The organism is Brevundimonas sp. GW460-12-10-14-LB2 (assembly GCF_001636925.1).
In the GTDB taxonomy this organism is placed as follows: domain Bacteria; phylum Pseudomonadota; class Alphaproteobacteria; order Caulobacterales; family Caulobacteraceae; genus Brevundimonas; species Brevundimonas vesicularis.
On sequence record NZ_CP015511.1, the window covers coordinates 1,015,080 to 1,039,701 of the forward strand.

Sequence of the window (24,622 nt, forward strand, 5' to 3'; positions counted from 1 at the left end):
CGGTCGTTGTTGCGAATGACGACCCTTGCCATTCAACGGAGCCTCCTCGATGCCGAAAATCCTCGTCCTCTATCATTCGACCTATGGTCACCTGGAAACCATGGCCGAGGCGGTCGCCGAAGGCGCGCGCGAGGTCGAAGGCGCCGTCGTGGACATCAAGCGCGTGCCGGAAACCGTGCCGGAAGAGCTGGCCAAGGCCTCGCATTACAAGCTGGATCAAAAGGCGCCGATCGCCAAGATCGACGATTTGAAGGACTACGACGCCATCATCATCGGCGCCGGAACCCGCTTCGGTTCGGCCGCGTCGCAGATGCGCGCCTTCCTGGATCAGGCCGGCGGCCTGTGGTTCTCGGGAGCCCTGATCGGCAAGGTGGGCGGGGCCTTCACCGCGACGGCGACACAGCACGGCGGTCAGGAGACGACCTTCCAGGGCTTGCACAACTTCTTCATGCACCACGGCATGCCGGTAGTGGGTTTGCCCTATTCCTTCCAGGGGCAGATGACGCTGGACGCCATCCACGGCGGCTCGCCCTATGGCGCATCGACGATCACGGGCGGCGACGGCTCGCGTCAGCCCAGCGACGTCGAGCTGGACGGCGCCCGGTTCCAAGGCAAGCATATCGCCGAGCTGGCCAAGAAGCTGCACGGCTGATCCGATGCGTCAGCCCGCCGTCTTCTTCGGCCACGGTTCGCCCATGAACGCGCTTGGCGGTCCCTATGGGGCGGCCTGGCGTGCGCTGGGCGAAGCGATCGGCAAGCCCAAGGGCGTGGTGATGATCTCCGCCCACTGGGAGACGCGCGGGCTGGGCGTGACGGCGCAGGAGAAGCCCGAAACCATTCATGACTTCGGCAACTTCCCGCGCGAACTTCATGAGATGCAGTATCCGGCGCCCGGGTCGCCGGCCTTGGCGGCGCGGGTGTCTGCGCTGACCGGGGCCGTCCAGACGCGAGCGTGGGGCCTGGATCACGGGACCTGGTCGGTGCTGTGCCATGTGTGGCCTGAAGCGGACGTTCCTGTGGTGCAGTTGTCGCTGAACCGCGATCTGACGGCGCGCCAGCATTACGAACTGGCCAAGGCGCTGAAACCGCTGCGCGACGAGGGGATTGTCATCGCCGGCTCGGGCGATTTCGTTCACAATCTGCGGACCTGGAAACGCGAGGACGGGGCCGAACCCTACGCCTGGGCGACCGGCTTCAACGAAGCGGTTAAGGCGGCGTTCGAACGGAGCGACCATGAGGCCCTGATCGATTGGGTGAGTCTGGCCGAGGACGCGCAACTGAGCGTGCCGACCGACGAACATTTCCTGCCGGTGCTTTATATCGCCGCCCAGCAAGAGCCGGGCGAGGCGGTCAGCTTCTTCAACGACCGCATCGACGGCGGCTCGATCTCGATGACCGGCGTGCGGATCGGCTGATCACGCCGCCTTCTCGGCCTCGACCATCTTCTGGATCGACACATAGTCGGTCTTGCCGGTGCCCAGGACAGGGACCTCGGCGACCTTGACGATCTTTTTCGGCACAATCAGTTCAGGCGCACCGTTGGTTCGCGCCCATTCGGCCAGAGGCGCGACCTCAGCGTCTGCGTGATCAGTAACGAGCACCAGCTTCTCACCCTTGCGGCTGTCCGGGATCGACACGACGGCGTGGCGCTGATCCGGCCAGACGGCGCCAGCGATCCCTTCGACGGCGGTCAGTGAGACCATCTCGCCGCCGATCTTCGCGAAGCGCTTGGCGCGGCCGCGGATGGTGACATAGCCATCGTCGGTTACATCGACGATGTCGCCCGTGTCCAGCCAGTCATCGCCGATCGGATCCCACGTCAGAGGCTCGGCCGAGGTGACATAGCCGCTCATGACGTTGGGCCCGCGCAGCATCAGGCGACCGCCTGCGTCGATGCCCTCGACCGGCTCCAGCTTCCAGTCGATGCCGGGAAGCACCTGGCCCACCGTGCCGGGCGTATTGCGGTCGGGATGGTTGACGGCGATGACAGGCGAGGCTTCGGTCGCGCCGTAGCCTTCCAGCAGTTCGACGCCGCCGAACTTGGTGTTGAACAGGGTGCGGGTTTCCTCGCGCACCTTCTCGGCGCCGGCGACGACGAACTTCAGCGTCGAGAAGTCGTTCGGTTCGGCGACGCGGCCGTACTGGTTCAGGAAGGTGTCGGTCGCGAACAGGATCGAGGCGTTCACCTGAGGCAGCAGGTCGGTGATCTGTTTGGCGTGCAACGGCGAAGGATACTGGAACGCCTTTAACCCCTGCAGCAGCGGCAGGATGACCCCGCCTGTCAGGCCAAAACAGTGGAAGGTCGGCAAGGGATTGAACATCACCCAGTCCGGCGACAGGTCGATATGGGCCGCCACCTGACGCGCATTGGCGACGAGGTTCTTCTGGCTCAGCACCACGCCCTTGGGTGTGCCGAAACTGCCGGAGGTGAACAGGACGACGCCCGGCGCGTCCGGATCCGTCTTCACGCGAAATCGCTTGGGCGCCGCGCCGGCGGCGAGGCCGTAGAGCTTGTCGGCCAGACCGATGGTCTTGCGCACGTCGTCCAGCCAGACGACCTCGGCCACCGCCTTCAGTTCGACGATCAGGTCGTCCAGCTTGGCCTGGTCGATGAAGCGTTTGGCGGTCAGCACCTTCTTGACGCCCGAGGCCTTGATCGCAGCCTTCAGATTGGCCTCGCCGGCGGTGAAGTTCAGCATCACCGGCACACGACCGTGGGCGTGCAGACCGAAGAAGGTGACAACGACGCCCATGGACGACGGCAGCAGGATAGCGACCCGCTCGCCCTTGTCGGTCATATTGGCAATCTTGCGGCCCAGCACGAAGGCGGCGCGGATCAAGCCGGTGTAGGTCAACGGATGCCGGTCCTGATCCTCCAGGATTTCCTTGTCGCCGAACCGCGACCGCGCATCGATCAGGGCGTCGATCAGGGGCGAGTCGTAGAGCGATGGATCCAGGGGCTGGCGCAAGCGCGTCTCCTACGGAGGACGCGGGCGGCCCTCTCTGTTGTTCGGGCGACTGTCATTAATGACGCCGCCGCATCTTGAAAAGATGCGTAACGTCGCGTGAGTTCCGATGCGCGATCACGCCTGCGGCAAGTCTGTTACCCGGTGTGCCTTGCCTAAACGGCCTCAAAGTCCGAAATACCGGCCATGGTCACCCTGATCGACACCCTTCAGCGCAAGCCGTCCGAGCTGCGTCACCCCGAAAAGCAGAACCGGCCCGAGTCGGTCGTTCTGAAAAAGCCCGACTGGCTGCGGGTCAAGGCGCCGGGCTCCGGTCAATACAACGCCACCAAGGAGATCGTTCGCTCCAAGGGGCTGGTGACGGTCTGTGAAGAGGCGGCCTGCCCCAACATCGGCGAGTGCTGGAGCCAGAAGCACGCCACCCTGATGATCATGGGCGACACCTGCACGCGGGCCTGCGCCTTCTGCAACGTCAAGACGGGCTTGCCCCAGCCGCTGGATCCGGAAGAGCCGGGCAAGGTGGGCTTGGCTGTCCAGCAGATGGGCCTGAACCACGTCGTCATCACCTCGGTCGATCGCGACGATGTAGCCGACGGCGGTGCGGCCCACTTCGCCGAGGTGGTGCGCCAGATCCGCATCCAGGCGCCGGATACCACGATTGAGATCCTGACGCCCGACTTCCTGCGAAAGGATGGGGCGGCCGCCGTGATGATCGACGCCAGGCCCGACGTCTTCAATCACAACCTGGAGACCGTGCCGCGCCTGTATCTGAAGATCCGGCCGGGCGCGCGCTACTTCCACAGCCTGCGCCTGTTGCAGATGGTCAAGGAGCGGGACCCGAACCAGTTCACCAAGTCCGGCATCATGGTCGGCCTGGGCGAGACCAAGGAAGAGGTCATGCAGGTGATGGACGACATGCGGTCCGCCGGCGTCGATTTCATCACAATCGGCCAGTACCTGCAGCCGACGCGCAAACACGCCGCGATCGACCGGTTCGTGACCCCGGAAGAGTTCAAGGCCTATGAGGCGATCGCCCGGGCCAAGGGCTTCCTGATGGTGTCGTCCAGCCCGCTGACGCGTTCGTCGCACCACGCCGGCGACGACTTCGCCCGGCTGAAGGCGGCGCGCGAGGCGCAGCTGCGCCGCTAAGTCCCGCATGGCCGTACACCGCGTCACGCGCATTCTTCCCTATGCGCCCGAACAGCTTGCCGATCTGGTCGCCGATGTGCGCGCCTATCCCGACTTCGTGCCGTGGGTGACGTCGATGCGCGTCTGGAACGCGCGCGAGGAAGGCGAGGGCGTCGGCTTGCAGGATGCGGAGGCCAGCGTCGGGTTTTCCTTCCTGAAAGAACGGTTCTCCACCTGGGTCCGGCATGATCGCAATGCGCCCAAGGTCGAGGTCGGCTTGCTGCGCGGACCCTTCAAGCACCTGAAGAACCGTTGGGAGTTCTTTCCCCATCCGGACGGCACGCGGCTGGAGTTCATGATCGACTTCGCCTTCAAATCACGGATGCTGGACATGATGCTGTCGGCGAACTTCGACCGTGCGGTGGAAAAGCTGATCGGCTGTTTCGAGGCCGAGGCGAAACGGAGATACGGCGGCCGATGAGTTTCGATTTCGACGCGACCGTCGTGGGCGCCGGGGCTGTGGGCCTGGCCTGCGGTCGGGCGCTGTCGAAACGGGGGCTGACGGTGCTGGTGCTGGAGAAGGAAGGCCACATCGGCCAAGGCGTATCCTCGCGTAACTCGGAGGTCATTCACGGCGGCCTCTATTACCCGACCGGATCGCTGAAGGCCCGCTTCTGCGTCGAGGGACGCCGAGCCCTTTACGACTTCCTCGCCAGCCGCAAGATCGACCATTGGAAATGCGGCAAGCTGGTCGTGGCGACGCAGGAATCAGAGGTCGAGCGGATCGAGGCGATCTTCGAACAGGCGACGGCGAACGGCGTCGAAGGGCTGGCGCATCTGACCGGCGCCCAGGCGCGGGCGCTGGAGCCGGAGCTGAACGCCTACGCCGCCATCCTGTCGCCCGAGAGCGGCCTGTTCGACAGCCACGGCTATATGTTGGCTCTGCAGGGCGAGATCGAGGATGCGGGCGGGTCGGTCGTGGTCGCAGCGCCGTTCGAGGGCGCAGAAGCGCTGACGGGCGGCGGCTTCACGATCCGTGTCGGCGGGGAGGGGGCGATGCAGGTCACCAGTCGCCTTCTGGTCACCGCGCCCGGACTGTCGGCCCAGGCGGTGGCGGCGTTGATCGAAGGCTATCCGCCCGGCGACATTCCCGCCGCGCATTTCGGCAAGGGCGTCTACTTCCGTCTGACGGGCAAGGCGCCGTTCGATCGGCTGATCTATCCGCCGCCCATCCCCGGCGCGCTGGGCACCCACTATCGCAAGGATCTGGGGGGGCAGGCCGTGTTCGGGCCGGACCTTGCCTATGTCGAAACCGAGGACTACTCGGTCGATCCCGCCAAGGCCGAAGAGTTCGCCACCTACATCCGGCGTTTCTGGTCGGGTCTGCCCGACGGCGCCCTGACGCCGGACTACGCCGGCATTCGGCCCAAGCTGCATGGGCCGGGCGAGCCGCAACCGGACTTTCAGCTTCATGGCCGCGAACATCACGGCATCGATGGCCTGATGGCCCTGTTCGGCATCGAAAGCCCCGGCCTGACCAGTTCGCTAGCCATCGGTGAAGCGGTGGCTGACTCACTGACGGAAGCCGCATGACCGAGCGCGAAAAGATGCTGGCGGGCTTGCCTTACGATCCGGGCGATTCCGATCTGCGCGATGGTCGCGCCCGCGCCGTGGCCCTGACCGTCGCCATCAACGCTGAGCCGGATCGAGACCGGCGCGGCGCCCTGGTCAACGAACTGGTCAATGCGGCCGACGGCAAGGCGATCATCATGCCGGGCTTCTTCTGCGACTATGGCGTCAACATCCATTTGGGCGCGCGGGCGTTTGCGAACGCCAACTGCGTGTTCCTGGACTGCGCCGAGATCCGTATCGGCGACAACTTCCAAGCCGGGCCGGGCGTGCAGCTTCTGACGCCGGAACATCCGTTGGACGCGGTCGCCCGCCGGGGCGAGGAGACGGCGCGGCCGATCGTCATCGGGGATGACGTCTGGATTGGCGGCGGCGCGATCGTTCTGGCGGGCGTCACCATCGGCGATCGTTCGGTGATCGGCGCGGGATCGGTCGTGACGAAGGACGTGCCGTCCGACGTGGTGGTGGTCGGCAATCCTGCGAAGATCGTCCGGCGTCTGACGCCTGCTTAAACGCCTTGAAATCGTCGCGCGGTTCATGCATAAGCCGCGCCTCGCGTGGCGGTCCTGAGGGCCGCCGCTATTGTTTTCGCGCTAGACGGAGCTCGGCTCTGGGCGGCGCCCGACTTAGAAGATTGAGACGGACATGGCCGTTCCGAAGCGCAAAGTATCTCCCTCGCGTCGCAACATGCGCCGCGCCCACGACGCCCTGACCTCGAACGTCTACGTCGAGGACAAGGACACCGGCGAGCTGAAGCGCCCGCACCACATCGACCTGAAGACCGGCACCTATCGCGGTCGTCAGGTCATCACGCCGAAGGAAGACTAGTCTTTCAGGCGATCCCGACTTCGGTCGGATGACGATTTCGACGGCGCGCGGTGACCCGCGCGCCGTTTTCGTGCGTTCAATGCGGTGAAGCTTCCACTGGAGACGCCGCATGATGATTCGTTTCACCGCCGTCAGCGCCTGTGCGCTGCTGACTCTTGCCGCCTGCAATCGAGCAGAGGAGCGCGTCTCGGAGCCCGCCGCAGCGCCGGTCACTTCGGCGAGCGAGGCCCCCGCAACGCCCGCCGCCGATCCGAATGCGTTGACGACCGAAGGGCTGGGGCCGGTGCAAATCGGCATGACGCGCGCCGAACTGGTGAAGGTCTGGGGCGAGGACTCTCAACCGAACGCCGCCGGCGGCGCCGAGCCCGAAGTCTGTGACCAGTTCCATCCGGCCAAGGCGCCGGCCGATGTTCAGGTGATGGTCCAGAATGGCGTGCTGACGCGAATCACCCTGGCGCGCGGTGCGACGACCAAGACCGATCGCGGATTCGGGGTGGGCGATACGGCCATGGCGATCAAGCAGGCCTATGGCGGCGCGGTCTTCGCCCAGCCGCACAAATATCAGGAAGCGCCGGCCGAGAATCTGTTCGTGTGGTCGAAGGGCGGATCGACGACCTATGTCACCGATCCGTCGGCGCGCGGCGTTCGATATGAGATCGGCAGCGACGGCAAGGTGATGATGGTCCATGCGGGCGATCCTTCGATCCAACTGGTCGAAGGCTGTTCCTGACGTCCGGCGACGATGTCGGCATTGGCGTTTGGCGGGTAGGCGGCTAAACCGTCTGACCTCCCTTGCCCCTTGAGCCAAAGAGCCGAGCCATGACCGACATCGCCGACATCGTCGCCCGCCAGATCCTCGACAGCCGGGGCAATCCGACGGTCGAGGTCGATGTCACGCTGGAAGACGGTTCGTTCGGCCGCGCCGCTGTACCGTCCGGCGCGTCTACGGGCGCGCACGAAGCGGTCGAGCTGCGTGATGGCGACAAGGACATGTGGGGCGGCAAGGGCGTCCAGAAGGCGGTCGACGCCGTCAACGGCGAGATTTTCGACGCCCTGTCCGGCATGGACGCCGAGCAGCAGCGCCGGATCGACGAGGCGATGATCGAACTGGACGGCACGCCCAACAAGGGCCGTCTGGGCGCCAATGCGATCTTGGGCGTGTCTCTGGCGGTCGCCAAGGCCAGCGCCCTGTCGGCCAATCAGGAACTGTATCGCTATCTGGGCGGCGTTTCGGCCCGCGTCCTGCCGACCCCGATGATGAACATCATCAACGGCGGCGCCCACGCAGACAATCCGATCGACATCCAGGAGTTCATGATCCTGCCCACGGGCGCCGAGACGTTTTCGGACGCCGTGCGCATGGGCGCCGAAATCTTCCACGCCCTGAAGAAGCAACTGAAGGACGCCGGGCACAACACCAACGTCGGCGACGAGGGCGGCTTTGCGCCGAATCTGGCGTCGGCCGATGAGGCGCTGAGCTTCATCACCAAGGCGGGCCAGGCGGCGGGCTACCTCGCGGGCGAGGACTTCCACCTGGGCCTCGACGTCGCCTCGACCGAGTTCTTCAAGGACGGCAAATACGTCATGGCCGGCGAGGGCAAGACCGTCGATTCCGAAGGCATGGCCGCCTACTTGGTCGATCTATGCGAACGCTTCCCGATCGTGTCGATCGAGGACGGCATGGCCGAGGATGACTTCGACGGCTGGCGCCTGCTGACCGAGCGTCTGGGCGATCGGGTCCAACTGGTCGGCGACGATCTGTTCGTGACCAATCCGGCGCGTCTGGCTGCGGGTATCGGCGAGGGCCTGGCCAACTCGATCCTGATCAAGGTCAACCAGATCGGCACCCTGTCGGAAACCTTGGACGCCGTCGATATGGCCCACCGCGCGGGCTATACCGCCGTGATGAGCCACCGGTCGGGCGAGACCGAGGACTACACCATCGCCGACCTGGCCGTGGCGACCAACTGCGGGCAGATCAAGACCGGCTCGCTGGCCCGCTCCGACCGGGTGGCGAAGTACAACCAGTTGCTCCGCATCGAGGAAATGCTGGGCGATCAGGGCGTCTATTTCGGCGACGGCATGCTGCTGAAATAGAAAATGGAATTGTCGGCGGAGAATCAGCGTTTTCCGCCGACAATCTTACGGTCAAGCTACATTTCGTTAGGCATTTTCGGGCACGGTTTCTGAACTGTGTTTTCGCGCTCAGAAGGAGCGTCTCAAGTGCCCGAACGGATGAAACCTTACCGCCTGTCCCTCGCCCTGTTGCTGCTTCTGGCCTATCTCGGGGTGCAGGCGCTGACGGGCGAGCGCGGACTGTTGAGCGGCTCGTCTCGCGACGCCCTGCTGGGGCAACGCGAGGACCAGTTGGCGCATCTGACCGAGCAACGCCGCGATCTTGAGACTCGAGTTCGCTATCTGCGCACCGACAGCCTGTCTCGCGACCTTCTGGAAGAGCGCGCGCGCGCCGTCCTGGGTTTCTCCGACCCGCGCGACTATGTGATCCGCGTCTCGGCCCCGGCCGCCCAAGGCTAAGCCACCTTCACCACTTGAACTATTGTTACAGGGCGACCCGCACCCCTTTGCGTTACCGGAAGGAAGGCTGCTAAAGCCCCTTTCCGTAACGATAAGAAGGCGTCGGTTCTCGGCGCCTAGCCGGGAGATACCGGATGGCGAAAGCCCCAGCCAAATCCGCTCAGACGACCACGCCTGACAAACTGCCCAACACGCCGACGGCGTCCAAGGAAGACCTTCTGCGCTTCTATCGCGAGATGGTTCTGATCCGCCGTTTCGAGGAGCGTGCGGGCCAGCTCTACGGCATGGGTCTGATCGGCGGCTTCTGCCACCTGTACATCGGCCAAGAGGCCGTGGCGGTCGGCGTCCAGGAGAGCGTCAAACAAGGCCACGACAAGATCATCACCGGCTATCGCGACCACGGCCATATGCTGGCCGCCGGCATGGATCCCAAGGAAGTCATGGCCGAACTGACCGGCCGCAGCGGCGGTTCGTCCAAGGGTAAAGGCGGATCGATGCACATGTTCGACGTGCCGACCGGCTTCTACGGCGGTCATGGCATCGTCGGCGCCCAGGTGGCGCTGGGCACTGGCCTGGCCTTCGCCGGCAAGTATCGCGGCGACGATTCGGTGGCCTTCGTCTATTTCGGCGACGGCGCCTCGAACCAGGGGCAGGTGTACGAAAGCTTCAACATGGCGCAGTTGTGGAAGCTTCCGGCCATCTACATCATCGAGAACAACCAGTACGCCATGGGCACGAGCATCGAGCGCTCGTCCTCGACGACCGAACTGTATCAGCGCGGCGCCAGCTTCGGCATTCCGGGCGAGCAGGTCGACGGCATGGACGTGCTGGCCGTGCGCGACGCGACGGCCCGTGCGGTCAAGCGCGCCCGCGAAGGCGGCGGTCCCTTCATCCTGGAAGTGAAGACCTATCGCTATCGGGGTCACTCGATGTCTGACCCGGCCAAATACCGGACCAAGGAAGAGGTCGACGAGGTCAAAAAGACCCGCGACCCGATCGATCACCTGAAGATGCTGCTGTCGGCCGCCAATGCGACCGAGGACGAGCTCAAGGCCATCGACAACGAGATCAAGGCGATCGTCGCCGAAGCTGTTCAATTCGCCCAAGAGAGCCCGGAACCCGATCCGTCCGAGCTCTACACCGACGTCTACGTGGAGGCCTGATCCGTGACCGACATTCTGATGCCGGCGCTGTCCCCCACGATGGAAGAGGGCACGCTGACCAAGTGGCACATCAAAGCGGGCGACAGCGTGTCGGCCGGCCAGGTGATCGCCGAGATCGAAACCGACAAGGCGACGATGGAAGTCGAGGCCGTGGATGAAGGCGAAGTGCTGGAAATCCTGGTCGCCGAAGGCTCCGAGAACGTGAAGGTCAACACGCCGATCGCGCGTCTGGCCGGCGAAGACGGCGCAGCGACGCCTGCGCCCAAAGCCGCTGAAGCCGAGACGCCCAAGGCGACGGCAGAAGGCAAGACCGGCGATCCCGAAAAGGCCCCGGCTCAGGCTGCGGCGCCCAAGGTCGAACTGCGCGACCCAGAAATCCCGGCCGACGCCAAACTGGTCAAGACGACCGTGCGCGACGCCCTTCGTGACGCCATGGCCGAAGAGATGCGCCGCGACGATCGCGTCTTCCTGATCGGCGAGGAAGTCGCCCAGTATCAGGGCGCCTACAAGGTCAGCCGCGACCTGCTGCAGGAGTTCGGCGATCAGCGCGTCGTCGATACCCCGATTACCGAGCACGGCTTCGCCGGTCTGGGCGTCGGCGCCGCGATGTCGGGCCTGAAGCCGATCGTCGAGTTCATGACGTTCAACTTCGCCATGCAGGCGATCGACCACATCATCAACTCGGCCGCCAAAACGCTCTATATGTCGGGCGGTCAGATCCGCGCGCCTATCGTGTTCCGCGGTCCGAACGGCGCCGCCTCGCGCGTCGGCGCCCAGCACAGCCAGGACTATTCGGCCTGGTATGCTCAGGTGCCTGGTCTGAAGGTCATCGCACCCTATGACGCGGCCGACGCCAAGGGCCTGCTGAAGGCCGCCATCCGTGACCCGAACCCGGTCGTCTTCCTCGAACACGAGATGATGTACGGCCTGGAGTTCGATGTGCCGGAGGTCGAGGATTATGTCCTGCCAATCGGCAAGGCAAAGGTCCGCCGCGTAGGCAAGGACGTCACCATCACCGCCCACAGCCGCATGGTCGGCTTCGCCCTGCAGGCCGCCGAGAAGCTGGCCGAGGAGGGTATCGAGGCCGAGGTGATCGACCTGCGCACTCTGCGCCCCCTGGATCACGAGACCATCGTCGAGAGCGTCAAGAAGACGAACCGCCTGGTCTCTGCCGAAGAGGGCTGGGGTCCGATGGGCGTCGGCGCCGAGGTCGTGGCCCGTGTCATTGAGCACGCCTTCGATTATCTGGATGCCCCGCCGCTGCGCGTGCACCAGGAAGACGTGCCGCTGCCCTACGCCGCCAATCTGGAAGTGCTGTCGTTGCCGGGCGTGGACAAGATCATCGCCGCCGTGAAACAGGTGATAGCATGACCGAGGCATCGGAGTTCATGCTGACGACGCCAGACAGCGTCGCTGCTGACCCCGCAGCCATTGAAGTCCTCCGGATGTGGTGGTCGAAAGACGAGCCGGTGATGTCCGTCAAACCGGCCTTCAACGATCCCATACAGTTCGGTCGGCTGCTGGCCTATGCGGCGCGACACATGGCGCATGCTTATGCCGTGCGTCATCAACACGATGAAACCGCGGCCTACCACCGCATCCTCGAAGGTCTCAGCGAAGTGGTGAAGGCGAATGACGTCCGCACTGTCGCCGAACCGATCGCGCCAACCGGGGGGAACGCCTGATGACCGACATCCTGATGCCGGCCCTGTCTCCGACGATGGAGGAGGGCGTTCTGGCCAAGTGGCACGTCAAGGTCGGAGACGTCGTGTCCGCCGGAGACGTGATCGCCGAGATCGAAACCGACAAGGCAACGATGGAAGTCGAGGCCGTAGACGAGGGCGAAGTCACCGACATCCTAGTCGCTGAAGGCACGGAAGGCGTGAAGGTCAATACGCCCATCGCCCGCCTGAAGGACGAGGGCGGCGCGGCCGCACCCAAGCCGGCCGAAAAACCCGCCGCCAAGACGGAAGAAGCGCCCAAGGCCGAGGCCGCTCCGGCTACTGCCGAGGCGCCCAAGACAACTACGCTTGCCGCTCCGGCGCCTGCCGCGCCGAAGTCGGACAGCGGAGATCGCATCTTCTCGTCACCGCTCGCTCGCCGCATCGCCGCCCAGAGCGGCGTCGATCTGAAGTCGATCAAAGGGACCGGTCCGCACGGTCGCATCGTCAAGCGCGACGTCGAGGCCGCCGGCAAGGCACCGGCCCAACCGGCGACCGCCTCTTCGGCGTCGCCCGCCACGACCGCAGCGGAGCCGCGCAAGGCGCAGTCGCTGGCGCAGATGGGCATTCCGGACGGCAGCTACGACCTGATCCCGCTGGACGGCATGAAGAAGGCCGTCGCGCGCCGCATGGTCGACAGCGTCCAGAACGTCCCGCACTTCCCGCTGTTCATCGACTGCGAGATCGACCAGCTGATGGCCGTGCGCGCCAAGGTCAACAAGATGCTGGAGCCGCAAGGGATCAAGGTCTCGGTCAACGACTTCGTCATCAAGGCCGCCGCCCTGGCGTTGAAGATGGTGCCGGAGGCGAACGCCTCCTACACGCCCGAAGGCATCGCCATGCACCACAACGCCGATGTCTCCATGGCGGTGGCGATCGACGGCGGCCTGATCACCCCGATCATCAAAAAGGCCGAAACCAAGGGTCTGGCGCAGATCGCGACCGAGTCCAAGGACCTGGCCAAGCGCGCCCGCGACCGCAAGCTGAAGCCGGAAGAGTTCCAGGGCGGCACCTTCTCGGTGTCCAACCTGGGCATGTTCGGCATCAAGCAGTTCACCTCGATCATCAATGAGCCGCAGGGCTGCATCATGAGCGTGGGCGCAGGCGAGCAGCGCGCGGTCGTCAAGAACGGCCAAGTCGTGCCGGCCACGGTCATGACCGTGACCCTGACCTGCGATCACCGCGTGGTCGATGGCGCGACCGGCGCCCGCTTCCTGCAGGCGTTCAAGCCGCTTATCGAAGATCCCGTCGCGATGCTGGCCTAAGGGGAGGGTGAGGTCATGACCTCGGTCTATGACTTCTCCGCCCGCGCCATCGACGGCACGGACGTTTCGCTCGATCGCTTTCGCGGTCAGGCGTTGCTGATCGTGAACACAGCGTCCAAGTGCGGCTTCACCGGCCAATACGACGGTCTGGAAAAGCTGCACCGGGCGTTCGCTGATCAGCCGTTCGAGGTGTTGGGCTTTCCCTGTAACCAGTTCGGCGAGCAGGAGCCGGGCAGGGCGGCGGAAATCGCCGCCTTCTGCGCCACCAGTTTCGACGTGACCTTCCCCCTGTTCGACAAGGTGGAGGTCAACGGACCGAACCGACATCCGCTTTACGCCTGGTTGACCGAACAGAAGCGCGGCTTTCTGGGCTCCAAAGCCATCAATTGGAACTTCACCAAGTTCCTGACCGACCGCGAGGGCAGGGTGGTCGCCCGCTATGCTCCGCAGACTGAACCCGAGGCCATCAAGGCCGACATCGAGAAGTTGATCTAATGGCTGCTGAATTCGATCTCGTCGTCATCGGCTCGGGCCCCGGCGGTTATGTCGCGGCCATTCGCGCCAGCCAGTTGGGCCTGAAGGTCGCTATTGTCGAGCGCGAGAACTTGGGCGGGATCTGCCTGAACTGGGGCTGCATCCCGACCAAGGCCCTGCTGAAGTCGGGCGAGAAGTTCGAGAGCCTGAGCCACCTGAAGGAGTACGGCCTGTCGGCGTCCGGCGCGTCGTTCGACTTCGACGCCATCATCCAGCGCTCGCGCGGCGTGGCCAAACAGCTGAATCAGGGCGTCGGCTTCCTGATGAAGAAAAACAAAATCGAGGTGATCGAGGGGTCGGCCAAGCTGGAGAAGGGCGCCGCCGCGCCCAAGGTTGTGGTCGCTCTGAAAGCGGGCGGATCGCGCGCCTTGGAGGCCAAGTCTGTGATGCTGGCCGTCGGCGCCCGTGCGCGTGCCCTGCCGCAGATCGGACTGGAAGCCGATGGCGATCGCATTTGGGCCTATCGCGAGGCCATGGCGCCGAAATTCATGCCCAAGTCGATCGTCGTGATCGGTTCGGGCGCCATCGGCATCGAGTTCGGCAGCTTCTATCGCGCTTTGGGCTGTGACGTGACCGTGGTCGAGGCCGTGGATCGCATCATGCCGGTCGAGGACGAAGAGGTCTCTAAGGCCGCTCAGAAGTCGTTCGAAAAGCGCGGCATGAAGTTCAAGCTGGGCGCCAAGGTCACCAAGGTGAGCAAGGACGCCAAGGGCGTGAAGGTCGCCGTTGAGATCGACGGCAAGGCCGAGACCATGGAGGCCGAGGTCTGCATCTCCGCCGTCGGCATCACCGCCAACACCGACGGCATCGGCCTGGAAGAACTGGGTTTGGAAATGGACCGCGGCCACGTCAAGATCGACAGCCACTGCCAGACCAACGTCAAGGGCCTTTACGCCATCGGCGACTGCGCCGGCGCGCCCTGGCTGGCGCACAAGGCTTCGCACGAAGGCATCCACGCCGCCGAACATATCGCCGGCTACAAGACCCCCAACGTCCATTCGCCCATCGCCGGCTGCACCTATGCCCAGCCGCAGGTCGCCTCGGTCGGCGTCACCGAACAGGCTGCGCGCGCCGAGAAACGCGACGTGAAAATCGGCCGCTTCCCGTTCCGCGTGAACGGCAAGGCGATCGCCTCGGGCGACACCGACGGTTTCGTCAAGGTGATCTTCGACGCCAAGACCGGTGCCCTGATCGGCGCCCACATGATCGGCCACGAGGTCACCGAAATGATCCAGGGATATGTCACCGCCATCACCATGGAGGCCACGGAAGAAGACATTCACGGGATCGTCTATCCGCACCCGACGATGTCGGAGGCCATGCACGAAGCGGCGCTGGACGCTTATGGGCGTGTGATCCACATCTAAGGCAGAGACCGAAACGGCCCCGGAGTGCTCCGGGGCCGTTTCTCGTTTCAGGAAGGCAGCGTCAGCGCTTCTTACCCAATTCCGCCGCGATATCCTTGGTCATGCGCCCAACCTTGCGGTGGGCGGCGGTGATCTGGTCCTTGGTCACGCCCCAGCGTTTCATCCAGTATTCGACCGACTGACGTTCCGACAGATCGATGCGATCCTTGTCGATGAAGCCGCGCTTGTCCTTGAGGCCCGCCATCTTTGGCTCCATTCGTTGCGTTAGAGCGCCGGGTTAGGCCTTCTCGACAAAGCTGTCGATCACGCGCTTCTCCCCGGCCTTTTCAAACTCGACCAGCAGTTTGTTGCCTTCCATGGCGCGCACGTTTCCGTAGCCGAACTTCTGGTGAAAGACGCGTTCGCCCTTTTTCCAGCCTGAGCTGGATTTGGGATCGGCGGTGGCGATCAGTCGGCCGTCGCCTTCGATGACGGCCTTGCGCGCGGGAGTCTTGGCCGGGGTCTGGGCGGCGGTGAAGGATTGGGCGCGTTTCCAGCCGGGGGAGGAATAACCGCTGCCGAAAGAAGGCGTGTCGTCCCAGCGGCTTTTGGCCTCCTTCATGCCGGTCGATGCGCCGTAGTAGCCGGTGTCGGATTGGGGATCGACGTGGGCGATGGGCAGTTCGTCAACGAAGCGGCTGGGCAGTTGGGAGGTCCAGCGTCCATAGACCAACCGGTTGGCGGCGAAGGAGATGCGGGCGTCCTGCTTGGCGCGGGTGACGCCGACGTAGGCCAGGCGACGTTCCTCCTCGAGGCCTTTCTCGCCCTTTTCGTCGATGCTGCGCTGGCTGGGGAAGACGCCTTCCTCCCAGCCCGGCAGGAAGACCAGCGGGAACTCCAGCCCCTTGGCGCCGTGCAGGGTCATGATCTGCACCGCGCCTTCGCCGTTGGGATCGTCGCTGGTCGCGCGCTCCAGATCCATAACCAGAGAGACGTGCTCCAGATAGGCCTGCAGCGTCTCGAACTGCTGCATCGACTGGGTCAGTTCCTTCAGGTTCTCCAGGCGGGTCTGGCCGCTGGTGCGGTCGGCCTTCTGCATGTCGGTATAGCCGCTCTCCTCCAGCACCGTCTCCATGACCTGCCAATGGGGCGTGGTCTCGGACAGTTGGCGCCAGCGGTCGATGTCGCGCACGAAGTTGGATAGGGCGGTGCGCGTACGGGCCTGAAGCTCGTCGGTATTGATCAGGCCCCTGACGGCGGTTAGGGCCGACAGATCGTGCTGGCGGGCCAGTTGCAGGATTTTCTGCACGCTGGTGTCGCCGATGCCACGTTTGGGCACGTTGACGATCCGCTCGAAGGCGAGGTCGTCGTCTTCCGACACGATCAGGCGCAGATAGGCGTGGGCGTCACGGATTTCGGCGCGTTCGAAGAAGCGAGGCCCGCCGATGACGGTGTAGGGGATGGCCAGCATGACCAGCCGTTCTTCAAAGGCGCGCATCTGGAACGAGGCGCGGACCAGAATGGCCATGTCCCTGTATTTCAGGCCCGGTTCGCCGGCGTGGGGACGGCGCGCCGTCTCGATCTCGTCGGCGATCAGCCTCGCTTCGGCCTCGCCGTCCCAGACCCCGCGCACACGCACCTTGTCGCCGCTGTCGTCCTCGGTCCACAGGGTCTTGCCCAGCCGGTCGCGGTTGGCGGCGATCAGGCCGGACGCTGCGCCCAGGATATGGCTGGTCGAGCGATAGTTCCGCTCCAGCTTGACGATCTTGGCGCCGGGGAAGTCGCGCTCGAAACGGAGGATGTTGTCTACCTCGGCCCCGCGCCAGCCATAGATCGACTGATCGTCGTCGCCGACGCAGCAGACGTTGCCGGTCGAGGCCGTCAGCAGCCGCAGCCACAGATACTGGGCGACGTTGGTGTCCTGATACTCGTCCACCAGGATGTAGCGGAAGCGACGGCGATATTCCTCAGCCAGGTCCGCATGCTGCGACAGGATGGTGATGTTATGCAGCAGCAGATCGCCGAAGTCGCAGGCGTTCAGGCTGCGCAAGCGCGCCTGATAGGCGGCATACAGACCCTGGCCCTTGCCGTTGGCGAAGTCCTCGCCCGGCGGCAGCTTGTCCGGCGTCCAACCGCGGTTCTTCCAGTGGTCGATCAGGCCGGACAGCGACTTGGGCGTCCAGCGTTTGGTGTCGATGTTGGCCGCTTCCAGCAGCTGTTTCAGCACCCGTTCCTGGTCGTCGGTGTCCAGGATGGTGAAGCTGGATTTCAGCCCGACCAGTTCGGCGTGGCGACGCAGGATCTGGGCGGCGATGGAGTGAAAGGTGCCCAGCCAGCGGAGGCCTTCGGCGGAGGGGCCGATCAGATGGGAGATTCTTTCGCGCATTTCGCGCGCGGCCTTGTTGGTAAAGGTGACGGCCAGCAGCTCCCACGGCTTGGCCCGCCCCGTCGCCAGAATGTGCGCCAGTCGTGTCGTCAGGACGCGGGTCTTGCCCGTGCCCGCGCCGGCCAGAACCAGAACCGGCCCCTCGGTCGTCTCGACCGCTTCGCGCTGCTCCGGATTCAGCCCTCTCAGATAATCGCGCGGCGCCTCGCCCTCGGGCGCACGGGCGCGCGCGAGGTCGGAAATGCGGGGGGCGGGAAGATCAGTCACAGGCGCAAAACTATCCGTCAGTCAGAATCGAAACCGGAACATAAGGGGACCGCGCGGCAAAGTCAGGGCCGTCGCCACAATGAAACCTTGGAACCGCGCGGCGGAGGGTCGGTTCCTAGTTGCGATGCAGCACGATGCTCACAACCACAGGCCGTCAGGCCGAAAGCCGCGGGGCGGAAAGGCGGGATGGATCGCCTTTACCCTGGGCATGGCTGCGATGTTCGTGGTCATGGCGATCTGGGTCGCGCTTGTGGAGACGGGTGAGAATCCCTCAGATGAGGTGCAGTTCATCGCCCGATCGGATGCGATTGACCAAAGGTCTGACGCAGGCGCCCGTCGTCGAGCCGACTAGGTCTACTTACCTGGAATCCGAGGTCTCAGGTCTGGCGTCCATGATCCGCCACCCAATCCAGCGCCAGCAGACGACAGGCGGACGCCAGGGGCCGTCTCCCGCGGTTGGCGTCGATCTCGGCCAGCAGTTGGGCCTTGCTGAGGCTGCGGGCAGCCGCGATCCGATCCAGCACGGCCCAGAACTCCGGCTCTAGCGCCACCGACGTGGCATGGCCGGCGAGGGCGACCGAACGTTTGCTGAGGCTGCTCAACGCGCGGACTTCAGCACGATCTCGGCCGAGGCCGGCGCGCCGTTCGTCAGGATCGCGTGGCGGGTGTCTGTAACGAAGACCAGAGCGCCGGCCGCGTCTCGGATCTCGGCGCGCGCGGCATAGGTGTGGCGCGGATCGATCTGAGACGTGGGAAAGCCAAGGGTGACGCGATAGGGCGGGGCGCCGGTCAGCGACTCGCTGGTCTCGGCGAGAACCTTGGCGGGTGCGTCGGCCAGACTGACATCCTCAACCCTGACGGTCAGGACATGGCCGGGCGGCAGCATGATCCGTTCGCGATAGGTGGCGGTCACGTTTACGACCGTCGTTCCGGTCGTCATGTCCGGCGTGGCGGCGCAGGCAGCCAAGACCAGAGCGGCGGGCAGGATCAGGGGGGCGTTTCGCATGGCGATCTCCTTCGAGGCGCCCAGTGTGTCACACTCAGGCGCAAGACGTGAGGGCGCGTGGCGTTAGGGCGTGTTATGCGGGCCGTCCATCGTCGGAGATCAACCTTTGAGCCGCCCCTTTGCGATCGCTGCGATCGCCATCTGCGCCCTGATCTGGGGCACGACCTGGTACGCGATCACCCTGCAGTTGGGGCCGGTTGATTCCATCGTCTCGATCGTCTGGCGGTTTGGTCTGGCGTCGGCGGTCCTGTTCGCCTTCTGCGCCGTGACGCGCCGGCCGCTGCGTCTGACGCGCAGCCAGCATCTGGCCGCCATCGGCCAGGGCGCCTTCGTCTTCGCGGTCAGCTATGGCTTCGTCTATGCCGCGGAAGGGCAGGTGGCCTCGGCTGTGGTCGCGGTGATCTTCGCCGCCCTGGCCTTTGTGAACCTGATCCTGTTTCGGCTGCTGGGCGGACAGAAGGCGGCGCCAGCGGCGTGGATCGGCGCAATACTGGGCGTCATGGGCGTCGGGGTCTTGTCCTACGGCCAGATCACGGCGGCCGGCGCTGGGCTCAATCCGGGGCTGGGCGTCCTCTTCGCCCTGACCGCTGTATTGGCTTCGGCGCTCGGCAACTGGTTCGCCTGGAAGGGACAGCAGGCGGGCGCGCCCGTCATGGCCGCCACCTCTTGGGCGATGGCCTATGGCACAGCGATGTTGGCGCTGTACGGCATGGCGACCGGCGTGACGTGGCGGATCGAGCCGACGCCGGACTATGTCCTGTCGCTGCTTTATCTCTCGCTGTTCGGGTCGGTGATCGCGTTCGGCTTGTACTTCACCATCGCGCGCCAACGCGGCTATGCCCTGGCCAGCTACATCTCGGCTCTGACGCCGCCCATCGCCATGCTGGTGTCGGTGCTGTTCGAGGGGGCGCGGTTCGGCTGGAGCGCCCTGATCGGACTGGCGCTCGTGCTGGCAGGGCAGGTCATGCTGATCCGCGCGCCCAAGGCCTGAGCCGTCAGTCGCCGTTTTTCGGCTCCAGCTTCTGACCGTCCAACTGCTTATCGGCGCGATGACGCTCAAGAGCGGACAGGATCTTCTCGGCCTTGGAGCGTCCATGGACCAAGCGGTTGGCGGCGGCCAACGCCTTGTCTTCGGCCTTGGCGCGGGTCTTTCGCGCCCGGTTCAGATTGATGATCTCGCCCATGACTACGCCTTGGGCTTGTCGGCGGGGGGCGTATCCGCCGGCGGGTTGGCCGAGGGCTCGGGCGCCAGCACAGCCGGCACCTGAGACTCCGAGATCGTCGTCTGGGGGATGAAGGGCTGGTCCGCCGGGCGCTCGCCCAGCCGGGTCCAGGCATCGGCGCCGCGTCCGCGCTGGCGACCCAGTTCGAACATGGCCGTCATGGTCTCCTGATCGAACTTCAAGCTGGAGGCGGCGACATTGTCTGGAATGGCCGACAGCGCCATGTCCAGCCCATTGCGCCGCGCGAACGCCGCCGTCACCGCCAAGTGGATGCGCAGCGATGACTTGCTCATGCTGTCATAGGTCCGCGCCAGGATCCCCGACAAGCGTCCCGGCGTAACGCCGTCGTTGCGTCCGACCTGACCATTGACGATCACGTAGAGGGCGCCGACGCGGCCTTCGTCCTTTGGGCGGGTCCAGAGCATCAGGTCTTCAGGAATAGCTAGGAACGGCGTGTTGACGCCGCCGTCGACGTGCATTTCCAGAACCACCTTGTCGTCGTCCTGAAGCCCGGCGATCAGCACAGGAGGAAAGACGCCGGGAATGCTGGCTGAGGCGACCAGCACCTCCTTGAACAGCTCGCGGGCGTTCTCGTCGCCCTGGGTCGCCAGAAGGCCCATGTCCCAGATGACGGTTTCCTCGCTGTCCAGATCGGTCGTCGCCACCAGCAGCCGGCGACCCTTGGCGTGCTCGCGCGCGACGGCCTGCATCAGTTCAGGGGTGACGTTCTCGTCCACCAGATTGCGCAGGACCTGTGACGAGAACAGGCTCGGGTTCAGGAAGGCGGCGAAACTGCGCCAGCTCAGCAAATTGCTGGCGGCGCCGCTGGTATAGGCGTGCTGAAGTTCGTCGTCCCAATCCGATCCAAGAAAGGCGAACGGAGCGGCAAGCGCCCCCGTGCTGACGCCGGTGACGACATCGAACGCGGGGCGATCGCCCTGTTCGGTCCAACCGACCAGAAGCCCGGCGCCGTAGGCCCCGTTTGCGCCGCCGCCAGACAGCGCCAGGATCGACGTCGGTTTGTCGGGCCGAAGTCGCTGACCGATTTCCTGAGTGAAGGCCTGCAAGCGCGCGCTGTCGCTGGCGCGGATGCGAGGGTCTTCCGCCTTGACGAGCGTGCCGTCGGTGATGCGGAGGGGGCCGGTCGGGCGATCCAGCGTTCCGCACGCCGACAAGGCCAAGGCCATGAGGACGCCGAACAGGCCTGATCCAATCCGCCGCATATCTCGAGTTCCGGTTCCGTGTGAACGCCGGCTTCTACCGCGTCCTTGGCAATCCTGTCATCAAGGCGATGAACAAGCGTCGCCGTTTGAAACCGTCGCAGGCCGGGTGTGTTCTCATCGGCAGGACAAACCAAACTCGTGGAGATACACATGGTTGACGTTTCGCTCATCAAGGAACACCTCGAAGTCGTAGGCTCGGACGGAGGTCACGTGGGCCGGGTCGATCACGTCCTGGGCGACCAGATCGAACTGGCGAAGCTGGATTTCGCCGGCGGCTTCAAGCACCACATGATCCCGGTCAGCTGGGTCGAACGGGTCGATGACAAGCACGTCCATCTGAGCCTGACCCAAGACGACGCCAAGGCGCGCTGGACAGAAAAGCCGCATTAAGGCGGATCTGACGCCGATTTAATGAAGGCCCCGCTGCACAAGCGGGGCCTTTTGCTTATCTGAGATACGTCGCATTGGGCGACATTGGAGCCTGTCTTGATGCGCCTGATCCTGAATATCCTCTGGCTCATCTTCGGCGGCTGGATTTCCGGGCTGCTGTGGCTACTGGGCGGCGCGATCCTCGCGCTGACCGTCGTCGGCCTGCCGTGGACGTTCGCGGCGTGGCGCATCGCCAGCTATTCGTTCTGGCCCTTCGGCCGCGAGATCGTGTGGCAGGACACGCATCCCGTCGCAGGCTGCGTCGGCGTCGTTTTGAACGTCGTCTGGTTCGTCGTGGCCGGCTGGTACATCGCCCTGACGCACCTGCTCATCGCCGTGGCGGAGTTCGTCTCCATCATCGGCATTCCGTTTGCGCTGAAGGATCTCGAACTGGCCAAGTTGGCGCTGGCGCCGGTCGGACGCACCATCCGCGACAAGGCCTGACCCAAACGAAAACGCCGACGTCAGACGACGTCGGCGTTTCACAAATATCGATCTTGGATGGGGTCAGCCCGGCGAGATCATCTTCTCCGGCCGCACGGCTTCATCGAACTCCGCGTCCGTCAGATAGCCGCCGCCGACAGCCTCTTCGCGCAACGTGGTGCCGTTCTTGTGCGCGGTCTTGGCGATCTTGGCGCACAGATCATAGCCCAGCTTGCCGTTCAGAGCGGTGACCAGCATCAGCGAGTTGTTCAGGCCGCGCGCAATATTGTCCTCGCGCGCCTCGATGCCGACGACGCAGTTGTCGGTGAAGCTGATGGCCGCGTCGGCGACCAGGCGCACCGACTGCAGGAAGTTGTAGGCCATCACGGGGTTGTAGACGTTCAGCTCGAAATGGCCTTGCGATCCCGCGAAGGTTAGGGCGGCGTTGTTGCCGAACACCTGGACGCAGACCTGGGTCAGGGCTTCGCATTGGGTCGGATTGACCTTGCCCGGCATGATCGACGAGCCTGGCTCGTTTTCCGGCAGCGCCAATTCGCCCAGACCTGAACGCGGGCCGGAGCCCAGGAAGCGGATGTCGTTGGCGATTTTGAACAGGCTGGCGGCGACCGTGTTGATGGCGCCGTGGCTGAAGACCATGGCGTCGTGGGCGGCCAGGGCCTCGAACTTGTTCGGGGCCGTGGTGAAGGGCAGGCCGGTGATCTCGGCGATCTGGGCCGCAACCTTCTCGGCGAAGCCGATGGGCGCGTTCAGACCGGTGCCGACGGCGGTGCCGCCCTGCGCCAGTTCCATCAGGGCCGGCAGGGTCTGTTCAATGCGCTTGATGCCGTTCTCGACCTGTTGCGCATAGCCGCCGAACTCTTGGCCCAGCGTCAGAGGCGTGGCGTCCTGGGTATGGGTGCGGCCGATCTTGATGATGTGGGCCCAGGCCTTGGCCTTGGCGTCCAGCGCGGCGTGCAGATGTTTCAACGCCGGGATCAGGTCGTTGACCACCTGTTCGGCGCAGGCAACGTGCATGGCCGTGGGATAGGTGTCGTTGGACGACTGGCTCATGTTGACGTGGTCGTTGGGGTGAACCGGCTTTTTGGAGCCCATCTCGCCGCCCAGAATCTCGATCGCGCGGTTCGAGATCACCTCATTGGCGTTCATGTTCGACTGGGTGCCCGAACCCGTCTGCCAGACCACCAGCGGGAAGTGGTCGTTCAGCTTGCCTTCGATAACCTCATTGGCGGCCTTGATGATGGCGTCGGCCAGGGCCGGATCCAGCTTGCCCAGGTCACGATTGGTCTCGGCGGCCGCACGCTTGACGATGCCCAGGGCGCGCACGACCGGCAGGGGCTGCTTCTCCCAGCCGATCTTGAAGTTGCCCAACGATCGCTGCGCCTGAGCGCCCCAGTAGCGATCGGCGGCGACTTCGATGGGGCCGAAGGTGTCGGTCTCTGTGCGGACGTTGCTCATGCGCGTAAATCTCGTCTCTCAGGCGTGGCGATGGGTTGCGCGGCGGTGTAGCACGAGAGCCATGCAGGGCAAGAAGAGCGCGGATATGAGACGAGGGTTGATCGCCGTGGCGGCGCTGTCGGCGCTGGCCGGCTGCGCGACTGTGAAGCCTGAACCCACAATGCCCCGGGTGGCCCTCGATACGACAGCCGGCTCGATTGTCTTGGCGCTGAATGCAGCCGCCGCGCCGATCACGACATGCAACTTCATCGGCTACGTCGTGACCGGTGATTATGATGGGGGCACGTTCTTCCGAACGGTCAACCGCGATACCAATACCGCCAGCCGCTATCCCATCGACGTGATCCAGGCGGCGACGCCACGCGGCAGCGACGACGCATCGCGACAACCGATTACTCTTGAACGGACACGAGACACTGGCCTGCGCCATACGGCCGGCGCGGTGTCCATGGCGCGGGACGGACCGGACAGTGCGACCTCCAGCTTCTTCATCGTCACCGAGGAGACGCCGAGCCTGGACTTTGGCGGAGGGCGGAATCCAGACGGGCAGGGCTTCGCCGCATTCGGAGCCGTGGTCGAAGGGCTGGATGTGGCGCGGCGGATCCAGCGGATGCCCGCGAACTCTCAGGAGCAGCTTACGCCGCCCGTAACGATCCGATCCGCGCGTCTGATGGATGCGGCGCCGGCCGTCTGTATGAAATCGATGCAACCGTGACCGCCGGCTGGATCGGGACCGGCAAGGTCAGGGCGCGTGAGGACGGCGATGCGGTCGAGATCGTTATCGACGGCCTGACGACCCAGGCCAAATACTACAAGCCGCTGGTCTATGAGTTCATGCGCAAGGAATGGCGCGGAGCCAGGCCGTCATGGGGCGACCATGTCGTCGAAATCCGCATGGAGCATGTCGGCGAGCCGCCCTGGATGGACCTCGACAATCTGGCCAAGGCCTTGCTCGACTCCATCAAAGGCTATCTGTTCCACGACGACGCTCAGGTCGCGCGGCTGCTGGTCGAAAGACGCGAAGGCGAAAGAGAGCGGATCCTGATCCGCTCCTATCCACGCAAGGACTGACGG

29 protein-coding genes are annotated in these 24,622 nt (G+C 64.7%); 21 read left to right on the forward strand and 8 right to left on the reverse strand.

All coding sequences use genetic code 11. The annotated features are described in order from the left end of the window. Positions 1-49: 49 nt before the first annotated feature. Positions 50-652 carry an NAD(P)H:quinone oxidoreductase gene (gene wrbA / locus A4249_RS04870; protein ID WP_066551413.1) on the forward strand — a complete coding sequence of 201 codons (603 nt, stop codon included), beginning with the start codon at positions 50-52 and terminating at the stop codon, positions 650-652. Positions 653-656: 4 nt separating this feature from the next. Beyond that, on the forward strand, positions 657-1,415 hold the full coding sequence (ygiD, locus tag A4249_RS04875) for a 4,5-DOPA dioxygenase extradiol (protein ID WP_082854061.1): 759 nt from the start codon (positions 657-659) through the stop codon (positions 1,413-1,415). On the opposite strand, the gene A4249_RS04880 is transcribed toward ygiD, so the two are convergent. After that, positions 1,416-2,969 carry an AMP-binding protein gene (locus A4249_RS04880; protein ID WP_066551414.1) on the reverse strand — a complete coding sequence of 518 codons (1,554 nt, stop codon included), beginning with the start codon at positions 2,967-2,969 and terminating at the stop codon, positions 1,416-1,418. 183 nt (positions 2,970-3,152) lie between these two features. Here A4249_RS04880 and lipA point away from each other — a divergent pair, with 183 nt between their 5' ends. From lipA to lpdA, 14 genes are all read left to right on the forward strand, one after another. Next, on the forward strand, positions 3,153-4,115 hold the full coding sequence (gene lipA, locus A4249_RS04885) for a lipoyl synthase (RefSeq protein WP_066551415.1): 963 nt from the start codon (positions 3,153-3,155) through the stop codon (positions 4,113-4,115). A gap of 7 nt (positions 4,116-4,122) precedes the next feature. Next, complete coding sequence (locus A4249_RS04890; RefSeq protein WP_066551416.1) at positions 4,123-4,575, forward strand: type II toxin-antitoxin system RatA family toxin; 453 nt, start codon at positions 4,123-4,125, stop codon at positions 4,573-4,575. Further along, entirely contained in the window at positions 4,572-5,687 is a 1,116-nt protein-coding gene (locus A4249_RS04895) for an NAD(P)/FAD-dependent oxidoreductase (protein ID WP_066551417.1), read from the forward strand. Before A4249_RS04890 ends, A4249_RS04895 begins: the two co-directional genes overlap by 4 nt. Continuing rightward, positions 5,684-6,235: a sugar O-acetyltransferase gene (locus A4249_RS17085; RefSeq protein WP_066551418.1), complete on the forward strand. Its 552-nt coding sequence runs from the start codon at positions 5,684-5,686 to the stop codon at positions 6,233-6,235. Before A4249_RS04895 ends, A4249_RS17085 begins: the two co-directional genes overlap by 4 nt. Before the next feature lie 133 nt (positions 6,236-6,368). After that, on the forward strand, positions 6,369-6,551 hold the full coding sequence (gene rpmF / locus A4249_RS04905; protein ID WP_026108365.1) for a 50S ribosomal protein L32: 183 nt from the start codon (positions 6,369-6,371) through the stop codon (positions 6,549-6,551). A gap of 109 nt (positions 6,552-6,660) precedes the next feature. Further along, on the forward strand, positions 6,661-7,281 hold the full coding sequence (locus A4249_RS04910) for a hypothetical protein (RefSeq protein ID WP_066551419.1): 621 nt from the start codon (positions 6,661-6,663) through the stop codon (positions 7,279-7,281). 89 nt (positions 7,282-7,370) lie between these two features. Then, complete coding sequence (gene eno / locus A4249_RS04915) at positions 7,371-8,648, forward strand: phosphopyruvate hydratase (RefSeq protein ID WP_039243670.1); 1,278 nt, start codon at positions 7,371-7,373, stop codon at positions 8,646-8,648. A 138-nt stretch (positions 8,649-8,786) separates the two neighbouring features. Next, the gene (locus tag A4249_RS04920) at positions 8,787-9,086 is read left to right on the forward strand and encodes an FtsB family cell division protein (RefSeq protein WP_017504845.1); all 300 of its coding nucleotides are present in this window, start codon (positions 8,787-8,789) and stop codon (positions 9,084-9,086) included. Positions 9,087-9,220: 134 nt separating this feature from the next. Continuing rightward, positions 9,221-10,249: a pyruvate dehydrogenase (acetyl-transferring) E1 component subunit alpha gene (pdhA, locus tag A4249_RS04925; protein WP_066551420.1), complete on the forward strand. Its 1,029-nt coding sequence runs from the start codon at positions 9,221-9,223 to the stop codon at positions 10,247-10,249. Positions 10,250-10,252: 3 nt separating this feature from the next. Then, on the forward strand, positions 10,253-11,620 hold the full coding sequence (locus tag A4249_RS04930) for a pyruvate dehydrogenase complex E1 component subunit beta (protein WP_066551421.1): 1,368 nt from the start codon (positions 10,253-10,255) through the stop codon (positions 11,618-11,620). Next, positions 11,617-11,934 carry a DUF5076 domain-containing protein gene (locus A4249_RS04935; RefSeq protein ID WP_066551422.1) on the forward strand — a complete coding sequence of 106 codons (318 nt, stop codon included), beginning with the start codon at positions 11,617-11,619 and terminating at the stop codon, positions 11,932-11,934. The genes A4249_RS04930 and A4249_RS04935 overlap by 4 nt, the downstream gene beginning before the upstream one ends. After that, a complete protein-coding gene (locus A4249_RS04940; RefSeq protein ID WP_066551423.1) occupies positions 11,934-13,235 on the forward strand; it encodes a pyruvate dehydrogenase complex dihydrolipoamide acetyltransferase in 1,302 nt (433 codons plus the stop codon). Before A4249_RS04935 ends, A4249_RS04940 begins: the two co-directional genes overlap by 1 nt. Before the next feature lie 15 nt (positions 13,236-13,250). After that, complete coding sequence (locus A4249_RS04945) at positions 13,251-13,730, forward strand: glutathione peroxidase (protein WP_066551424.1); 480 nt, start codon at positions 13,251-13,253, stop codon at positions 13,728-13,730. Beyond that, entirely contained in the window at positions 13,730-15,136 is a 1,407-nt protein-coding gene (gene lpdA / locus A4249_RS04950; protein ID WP_066551425.1) for a dihydrolipoyl dehydrogenase, read from the forward strand. The genes A4249_RS04945 and lpdA overlap by 1 nt, the downstream gene beginning before the upstream one ends. A gap of 61 nt (positions 15,137-15,197) precedes the next feature. Here lpdA and A4249_RS04955 read toward each other — a convergent pair whose 3' ends face one another. From A4249_RS04955 to A4249_RS04975, 4 genes are all read right to left on the reverse strand, one after another. Further along, entirely contained in the window at positions 15,198-15,380 is a 183-nt protein-coding gene (locus tag A4249_RS04955; protein WP_055753752.1) for a DUF3606 domain-containing protein, read from the reverse strand. A gap of 33 nt (positions 15,381-15,413) precedes the next feature. Further along, positions 15,414-17,768 carry an ATP-dependent helicase gene (locus tag A4249_RS04960; RefSeq protein ID WP_066551426.1) on the reverse strand — a complete coding sequence of 785 codons (2,355 nt, stop codon included), beginning with the start codon at positions 17,766-17,768 and terminating at the stop codon, positions 15,414-15,416. 377 nt (positions 17,769-18,145) lie between these two features. Then, positions 18,146-18,370, reverse strand: coding sequence for a ribbon-helix-helix domain-containing protein (locus A4249_RS04970; protein ID WP_066551428.1), 225 nt, complete (start codon positions 18,368-18,370; stop codon positions 18,146-18,148). Next, on the reverse strand, positions 18,367-18,774 hold the full coding sequence (locus tag A4249_RS04975; RefSeq protein WP_066551429.1) for a YbaY family lipoprotein: 408 nt from the start codon (positions 18,772-18,774) through the stop codon (positions 18,367-18,369). Before A4249_RS04975 ends, A4249_RS04970 begins: the two co-directional genes overlap by 4 nt. A gap of 106 nt (positions 18,775-18,880) precedes the next feature. On the opposite strand from A4249_RS04975, the gene A4249_RS04980 reads away from it, so the two are divergent. Beyond that, complete coding sequence (locus A4249_RS04980) at positions 18,881-19,765, forward strand: DMT family transporter (RefSeq protein ID WP_066551430.1); 885 nt, start codon at positions 18,881-18,883, stop codon at positions 19,763-19,765. A 4-nt stretch (positions 19,766-19,769) separates the two neighbouring features. Here the strand turns inward: A4249_RS04980 and A4249_RS04985 are convergent, their stop codons facing one another. Together A4249_RS04985 and A4249_RS04990 are read right to left on the reverse strand one after the other, a co-directional pair. Continuing rightward, positions 19,770-19,958, reverse strand: a complete 189-nt coding sequence (locus A4249_RS04985) for a DUF4169 family protein (protein WP_066551431.1) — start codon at positions 19,956-19,958, stop codon at positions 19,770-19,772. Positions 19,959-19,960: 2 nt separating this feature from the next. After that, on the reverse strand, positions 19,961-21,220 hold the full coding sequence (locus tag A4249_RS04990; RefSeq protein ID WP_066551432.1) for a patatin-like phospholipase family protein: 1,260 nt from the start codon (positions 21,218-21,220) through the stop codon (positions 19,961-19,963). 150 nt (positions 21,221-21,370) lie between these two features. On the opposite strand from A4249_RS04990, the gene A4249_RS04995 reads away from it, so the two are divergent. Both A4249_RS04995 and A4249_RS05000 read left to right on the forward strand, forming a co-directional pair. Next, positions 21,371-21,610 carry a DUF2171 domain-containing protein gene (locus A4249_RS04995; RefSeq protein ID WP_039243689.1) on the forward strand — a complete coding sequence of 80 codons (240 nt, stop codon included), beginning with the start codon at positions 21,371-21,373 and terminating at the stop codon, positions 21,608-21,610. A 96-nt stretch (positions 21,611-21,706) separates the two neighbouring features. Further along, complete coding sequence (locus A4249_RS05000; RefSeq protein WP_066551433.1) at positions 21,707-22,093, forward strand: YccF domain-containing protein; 387 nt, start codon at positions 21,707-21,709, stop codon at positions 22,091-22,093. Positions 22,094-22,156: 63 nt separating this feature from the next. Here A4249_RS05000 and fumC read toward each other — a convergent pair whose 3' ends face one another. Further along, complete coding sequence (gene fumC / locus A4249_RS05005; protein WP_066551434.1) at positions 22,157-23,548, reverse strand: class II fumarate hydratase; 1,392 nt, start codon at positions 23,546-23,548, stop codon at positions 22,157-22,159. A gap of 61 nt (positions 23,549-23,609) precedes the next feature. Here fumC and A4249_RS05010 point away from each other — a divergent pair, with 61 nt between their 5' ends. Together A4249_RS05010 and A4249_RS05015 are read left to right on the forward strand one after the other, a co-directional pair. Next, on the forward strand, positions 23,610-24,263 hold the full coding sequence (locus tag A4249_RS05010) for a peptidylprolyl isomerase (RefSeq protein ID WP_197458457.1): 654 nt from the start codon (positions 23,610-23,612) through the stop codon (positions 24,261-24,263). Further along, positions 24,239-24,619 carry a RusA family crossover junction endodeoxyribonuclease gene (locus A4249_RS05015; protein ID WP_231868802.1) on the forward strand — a complete coding sequence of 127 codons (381 nt, stop codon included), beginning with the start codon at positions 24,239-24,241 and terminating at the stop codon, positions 24,617-24,619. The genes A4249_RS05010 and A4249_RS05015 overlap by 25 nt, the downstream gene beginning before the upstream one ends. Positions 24,620-24,622 lie beyond the last annotated feature (3 nt).

What these genes read in the sequence shown, in the direction of transcription:
- wrbA (WP_066551413.1), top strand. Translation starts at nt 50, where the DNA reads ATGCCGAAAATCCTCGTCCTCTATCATTCGACCTATGGTCACCTGGAA.
- ygiD (WP_082854061.1), top strand. Translation starts at nt 657, where the DNA reads ATGCGTCAGCCCGCCGTCTTCTTCGGCCACGGTTCGCCCATGAACGCG.
- lipA (WP_066551415.1), top strand. Translation starts at nt 3,153, where the DNA reads ATGGTCACCCTGATCGACACCCTTCAGCGCAAGCCGTCCGAGCTGCGT.
- A4249_RS04890 (WP_066551416.1), top strand. Translation starts at nt 4,123, where the DNA reads ATGGCCGTACACCGCGTCACGCGCATTCTTCCCTATGCGCCCGAACAG.
- A4249_RS04895 (WP_066551417.1), top strand. Translation starts at nt 4,572, where the DNA reads ATGAGTTTCGATTTCGACGCGACCGTCGTGGGCGCCGGGGCTGTGGGC.
- A4249_RS17085 (WP_066551418.1), top strand. Translation starts at nt 5,684, where the DNA reads ATGACCGAGCGCGAAAAGATGCTGGCGGGCTTGCCTTACGATCCGGGC.
- rpmF (WP_026108365.1), top strand. Translation starts at nt 6,369, where the DNA reads ATGGCCGTTCCGAAGCGCAAAGTATCTCCCTCGCGTCGCAACATGCGC.
- A4249_RS04910 (WP_066551419.1), top strand. Translation starts at nt 6,661, where the DNA reads ATGATGATTCGTTTCACCGCCGTCAGCGCCTGTGCGCTGCTGACTCTT.
- eno (WP_039243670.1), top strand. Translation starts at nt 7,371, where the DNA reads ATGACCGACATCGCCGACATCGTCGCCCGCCAGATCCTCGACAGCCGG.
- A4249_RS04920 (WP_017504845.1), top strand. Translation starts at nt 8,787, where the DNA reads ATGAAACCTTACCGCCTGTCCCTCGCCCTGTTGCTGCTTCTGGCCTAT.
- pdhA (WP_066551420.1), top strand. Translation starts at nt 9,221, where the DNA reads ATGGCGAAAGCCCCAGCCAAATCCGCTCAGACGACCACGCCTGACAAA.
- A4249_RS04935 (WP_066551422.1), top strand. Translation starts at nt 11,617, where the DNA reads ATGACCGAGGCATCGGAGTTCATGCTGACGACGCCAGACAGCGTCGCT.
- A4249_RS04940 (WP_066551423.1), top strand. Translation starts at nt 11,934, where the DNA reads ATGACCGACATCCTGATGCCGGCCCTGTCTCCGACGATGGAGGAGGGC.
- A4249_RS04945 (WP_066551424.1), top strand. Translation starts at nt 13,251, where the DNA reads ATGACCTCGGTCTATGACTTCTCCGCCCGCGCCATCGACGGCACGGAC.
- lpdA (WP_066551425.1), top strand. Translation starts at nt 13,730, where the DNA reads ATGGCTGCTGAATTCGATCTCGTCGTCATCGGCTCGGGCCCCGGCGGT.
- A4249_RS04955 (WP_055753752.1), bottom strand. Translation starts at nt 15,380, where the DNA reads ATGGCGGGCCTCAAGGACAAGCGCGGCTTCATCGACAAGGATCGCATC.
- A4249_RS04975 (WP_066551429.1), bottom strand. Translation starts at nt 18,774, where the DNA reads ATGCGAAACGCCCCCCTGATCCTGCCCGCCGCTCTGGTCTTGGCTGCC.
- A4249_RS04985 (WP_066551431.1), bottom strand. Translation starts at nt 19,958, where the DNA reads ATGGGCGAGATCATCAATCTGAACCGGGCGCGAAAGACCCGCGCCAAG.
- A4249_RS04990 (WP_066551432.1), bottom strand. Translation starts at nt 21,220, where the DNA reads ATGCGGCGGATTGGATCAGGCCTGTTCGGCGTCCTCATGGCCTTGGCC.
- A4249_RS04995 (WP_039243689.1), top strand. Translation starts at nt 21,371, where the DNA reads ATGGTTGACGTTTCGCTCATCAAGGAACACCTCGAAGTCGTAGGCTCG.
- fumC (WP_066551434.1), bottom strand. Translation starts at nt 23,548, where the DNA reads ATGAGCAACGTCCGCACAGAGACCGACACCTTCGGCCCCATCGAAGTC.
- A4249_RS05010 (WP_197458457.1), top strand. Translation starts at nt 23,610, where the DNA reads ATGCAGGGCAAGAAGAGCGCGGATATGAGACGAGGGTTGATCGCCGTG.